Annotated in this window: 4 protein-coding genes; all 4 read left to right on the top strand. The window is 64.7% G+C overall.

Annotation, left to right across the window (positions count from 1 at the left end):
* The coding region (locus VGS97_RS02845; RefSeq protein ID WP_326851584.1) for a WXG100 family type VII secretion target at positions 1-1,429 on the top strand (1,429 nt) is incomplete at its 5' end.
* Positions 1,426-2,760: a S8 family serine peptidase gene (locus tag VGS97_RS02850; protein WP_326851585.1), complete on the top strand. Its 1,335-nt coding sequence runs from the start codon at positions 1,426-1,428 to the stop codon at positions 2,758-2,760. The genes VGS97_RS02845 and VGS97_RS02850, both read left to right, overlap by 4 nt.
* A gap of 249 nt (positions 2,761-3,009) precedes the next feature.
* Positions 3,010-4,383 (top strand): hypothetical protein, encoded by a 1,374-nt coding sequence (locus VGS97_RS02855; protein WP_326851586.1) that lies wholly within the window; start codon positions 3,010-3,012, stop codon positions 4,381-4,383.
* Between the two features lie 51 nt (positions 4,384-4,434).
* Positions 4,435-5,429 (top strand): hypothetical protein (locus tag VGS97_RS02860; protein WP_326851587.1); only part of this gene is annotated, 995 nt, incomplete at its 3' end.

Genomic DNA, 5,429 nt, shown 5'->3' on the forward strand with positions numbered 1-5,429 from the left:
GCCGTCGGCCATCGACAGCCAGATCCAGGGCTACAACCAGGTCAAGTCCTCGCTGAACCAAATCGTCGACACACTCAACCACGCGAACTCCTCCCTGCAATCCGCGTGGTCCGGCGACGCGGCCACCGCGGCGTCCCAGACGTTCACCGACACGTCGAACCACGCCCAGAACGTAGTGTCGACCGTCGACAACACGATCACCCAACTTCAGAACGCACGCACAGCCGCCGCCAACGCCCAGACCGCAATGAAGAGCGTGCCGAACGAGGTACCAGTCCCCAACGGCGGCTTCTTCGGCTCGATCAGCAACGCGTTCTCGGACGTCTTCACCGGCACCGACCCCACCCAGCAAGCCCAGCAACACAACACCGCCGCCCGCACCCAGGCCGCCGACGTGCTCAACACACTCTCCACGAGCTACGACACGTCCGCAAACAACATGAACTCCATCGCGAATGGCAACTTGGAGGGTGAGGGTTTCCAACCAAGCAACCCTCCACCAAGTACTTTCAATCTGGGCAATGGCTCATACGGCGGAGGCTCAAGAGCCGCAGGGGGTTATACACGCACGTTCTCCAATAGCGGCGGCGTCGCTTCTACCCCCGCGGGTGTCGGCAGTGTGAAAAACGGCGTATTCGAGGACCCCCGCACCAGCCTTCAGGGAACGATGACGTTCCCGGAGTCCGGCACCATCGCTCCGATCAGTCCCGAAAACCTCGGAGCTCCACCGACTTCGGTCCCAAATGAGCCGATCTTCGGCAACCTTGGCGGCGGCCTCACCGAGCCGCCTATCAACGCGGGCGTGCCAAGTCCCGTCAGTGAAGAGAACCCGCTCGGCGAAGGACCTGGTGGCCGCGCTGGAGGCAAGTCGAGTCTGGGCTCATCCAACGTCTTCGGCGAGGAAGGGTTCGGCACCGAATCCGGCGGCACACCCCGCCGCGCCTCCACCCTCGGGAACGGAGCGCTTAACGGCGAAGGCACGCCAGGCAGCGGCGGCGTTGTAGCCGGCGAAGGTGGAGTCTCGGCCAACGAGGAACAAACAAACATGCAGCCCGGAACGGGCAGCCGAGGAGCCGGCGCCACGTCCGACGGGGAACAACTCGGATCGTCGAAGTACTCCCGTGGCCGCTACTTCGGCGGCGACGAGCCAGGCGAGGTCAACGAGGACTGGATCCAGCCCTCGGTCGGCGGCAACGAGTCGCTGTTGGTCGAGGACGGTAAGTCAGGATCTGGAACCGGTCGGGTAAGGTCGGCGTACGACGGTGCGACGGACACTGAAGGCAACCCCCTGAACATGATGCGGGGCGGCGCAGCACGCGGCGGCTATCGCGATGATGACGATGAGCGCGGCGAGCGCCCTGGATACCTGAAAGAAGATCCGGAATGGTGGCAGCCCGCCCAAGAAGTAGCTCCTCCAGTCGTCGAGTGAGTGAACGGACTGCTTTTCGGCGCGCAAGCAGCACGGCAATCGCGATCGCGCTGTGCGTTATTACGGTTGCCGGAGCGAGCCCTGCACAGGCTGACTCCAGCCAGCAGTGGGCGCTTGGCTACTTGAAGGCGACTCAGGACTGGCAGATCTCTAAGGGTTCTCACGTCACCGTCGCTGTCCTCGACTCCGGCGTCGCCTCCATCCCGGATCTCAGTGGCCGAGTTGTCGCTGGCGCAGACTTCTCCAGCAGCACGACAAGCACCGGCGATGGGCGAACGGATACCGACAGCGGGGGCCACGGCACCGGCATGGCCTCACTGATTGCCGGCAATGGCACTGCTGTATCTGGCTTGGCTCCGGCCACACGTGTACTCACAGTTCGTGTGATGACCGGCGCTGGAGGTGTCACCTCGCAGGAACTCGCGGCAGGCATTCAATATGCAGTGCAGAAGCATGTCGGAGTGATCAATCTATCCCTCAATAGCGCACAATCCGATCCCACAGTTCAGCAGGCGATCAGCCAAGCTATGGCCGCGAACGTCGTGATAGTAGCGGCGTCGGGAAACGAGTCCACCGCTTCGGTCGACTTTCCCGCAGCATATCCGGGAGTTATCGCAGTCGGCGCGGTTGACCAAAACAGCCAAATCTGGCCGCAGTCCAACACAGGGTCTCAACTCACTCTCACCGCACCCGGCGTGACCATCTACCGCGATAACAACTTCAATCAGCAAGGAACCGAGTCCGGAACGTCCGAAGCCACGGCTTATGTATCCGCCGCCGCGGCGCTCATCCGCAGCGCGCATCCGGACTGGTCGGCGGGCCAGGTGATCCGCGACCTGATCAGCACAGCCGATCCGGGCTCGGGCCAGACCGCTGGCCAGCACAGCGATCAGTACGGCTACGGCATCGTCGATCCACTGAAGGCACTTCAGGCGTCCGCGCCGTCCGACACGTCGAACCCGTTGCTCGGGGCATCGACGAGTGCGACGCCTGGTGCTGGTGTCGGCGCCGTTGCCGGCGCCAGTGCCGGATCCGGCGGCAACTCGACCGCGACGGCGGCGGCTGTGGCGGCTGCTTCGTCGCATACCGGTCTGATCATCGCTCTGATTGTGGGCGCCATTGTCATCGTTGCGTTGATCCTGCTGATCGTTGCGCGCTCGCGAGGTGGACGTGGCGGTCCGAAGCCGCCGGCTGGGCTGGGGCCGGTGTCCTATGGCGGCAGCTACCCGCAGGCGCCTTATCCCAATTCGCAGCAGAACCCGTACGGTCAGCAGCCGCAGCTACCACAACGTCCGCAGGGCCCGCAGTTTCCGCAAAATCCGCAGGGCTGACACGGTACGTCGTCTATCTCACGTACCTCTCGGCCTCGTGACGGACGCGTCTGACGCGGGTTGGGTCTCGATTGGGGCAACGCGCTTGCCGCTCCACAGCTAGGAGTCCTAACATCAACCGCTGATTCGCTGCTGGCATGTACCGATTCAGCCGATTCGATCAGCGCAGCATGCGCAGTCTCGGGGGTCCCGGCCGGCCCAGTGGTCACGGCCAGGACGTCGCGGTAATGCCGATGGTTGGGGTCTCAGGTGTCATCTCAAGACGCGCACTTCGTGTATCAGTGCTATCAATGCGGATCCGATCTTGCCGAAGCCGCGTCGTTCTGCCCGATGTGCGGGATGGCTGTGCTTGCGGAAGCGGTTGGAACGGTGGCTGGTGCCGCACCTCAGATGACTGTTGGCGTTGGTGCAGGTGCTGGTCTTGATGGCGTGACGGTCAGCGGCGGTTCCGTCGTTGCATCGCAGGGGTCTGTATCTGAGGCGTCTCAGGCTCCTCCACTACCTGTTTCGCCTTACTGGCCACGGGACGTAGCTCACGTGCCGACCGCGAGTGCCGGCTATCCGGCGGGCTTGTATCCACCGCCTCCCGCTCTTCGGGCTGGCGGGGCGCAGGTGGGGGGCGGGGGTCGTGCGCGTCGCAGTGCACTGATCGCCGGGGCGCTTGTCGTCGCGCTGGGGGTTGGCGGCGGGATCGCTTATGAGGTGATCGGGGCGGGCCCGGCGACGCCGGCGTCCGTTGTGCAGCAGTACTTTGACGATCTCGGCAGGGACGACACGGCGTCCGCGCTTACGCTCGTCTCGAACTGGGATCAGCTTTCCAGCCAGGGTCCGACGACGCTCCTTGTGCCGCAGGCGCTGTCGTCCGCCTCCGCTCGGCCTGCGGACGTGCAGGTCGGGAGCACGACAACGCTCTCAAGCGTCGGTGGATCGCCGGACTACAGCGTCCGGGTCACTTACAAGGTCGGCGGCACCGATATGACGACCGACTTCGCGCTGGTGAAGGCGCCTTCGGGAGCCAAGTCGCCATTTCTGCTGCAAGTCCCGTTCCTCGACCTCGAACTTGGCGGCCCGGGCGGTCGAGCCGTGACCGTCAACGGCATCACCGTCGATTTGAGCGCGACCTCTAGCTTCGCCGCGTTCCCTGGCGTCTACAGCGCGACTGCGCAAGGGAACGCACTGCTTGCCAGCGACACGGAGACTGGTGTCATCACGCCCGGCGCAACAACCGACGACGTCACGTTTGCCGCCCCGCAGCTCGCGTCTGGCGCACAGGACGCCGTGCAGGCACAAGTGAAACAGCAGCTTGACACATGCGCACAGTCCTCCGATGCGGACCCGAGCGGCTGTCCGTTCTACGTGAACACGGCCTCCATCGCCGGAAACGTCACATCAGTGCAGTGGTCGATCACGACGTATCCGACGGTCACGGTCGACGCGGAATCGGCGCCCACCGCTGACACACAGGCCACGATAAGCGATCCCAGTGATGACGGCGTGGCACACTACGACGCCACCTACACCGATTACACCGGCGCGACGCAGACCACGAGCGGTGACATCTCGTTCGGCGTGAACGGCAGCGCAACCGCATCAGGGTCCGATATCAGCATCACGTACTTCTAGAGCGCCGCGCGGTTGCAGCGGCGGAAATGCAAGAACACCAGTGGAGGATCAGTGAGCTTCGGAACAGGCGCGCAGACGAGGCGCGCGGGCTGGGGTGCCGTCGGGCCGGGTGGCGGGGACGCCGCCTATCGCACGCAGTCGCTGAAGTACACGCCGATCGAGCTGAGCCTGGACGAGTCCGTGCCCTTCCAGGTGCTGCTGCGACTGTGGCTGACCGCGATCGTCGTGTCCTGGATCGTATTCGTGGTCTTCATTCTGCTCTGGCTGTTCACGGGCGGCGCGAAAAGCTCGTCGACCGACGCCTTCGGGCAGAGCAGCGGGCCGAACCTCGGGCTGCTCTCGGCAGGGGCCCTCGTGTCCTTCGTCGTGTTCTGGGTCGTCCTGCTGATCAGCCGACTTCCGGAGCCGATCGCCGAGTGGAAGGTGCTGCTCGAAGAGAAGGCGCCTGCGGCAGAGCACGCATACGCGGCGATCTACGGTTCGCTGGCCCGGCGCCGGATCCCCGTGGCCGCCGTGCCGGCGCGCGTACGCAGCGACGTCCTCACTCGCGAGATCGTGAACAACCGGCTGGTCATCAGCGAACGCGGATACGTCGCCTACGCCACCGTGTTCGCGTACGGCACCAGCCTTTACGTCGGCTGGACGATGTGGCGCAGCCGCTTCGGCGCTCAGCTGATCGGCACCTTTCTCAAGGATCTGGTCGGCGGGATGTTCGGCCGTACCGGCATGATCAACCAGATGCTGCGCACGGAGAAGGTGCGCGCGATGCGGGAAGCCGTGCACTCGGCCGTGCGCGAGGGCGTCGAGGTCGCGATTCAGGGTATTGATGTTTCGATCGTCTCGGCCTTCGGCTACGAGGTGCCGATCCAGGATCTGACGGTTCCGGTTCCCCAGCCACCGCCTGGACCGCTCGCGCCGCCCGCGCCGCAACCGATGATGGCGCCCCAACCGCAGATGCCGCGGCCACCGATGCCCCAGCCACACATGCCACAGCAACAGATGCCGCCGGCATCGCACATGCAGCAGATGCCGCAACCGGTTGCCCC

Origin of the sequence: Actinocrinis sp. (assembly GCF_035946395.1) — a bacterium.
In the GTDB taxonomy this organism is placed as follows: domain Bacteria; phylum Actinomycetota; class Actinomycetes; order Streptomycetales; family Catenulisporaceae; genus Actinocrinis.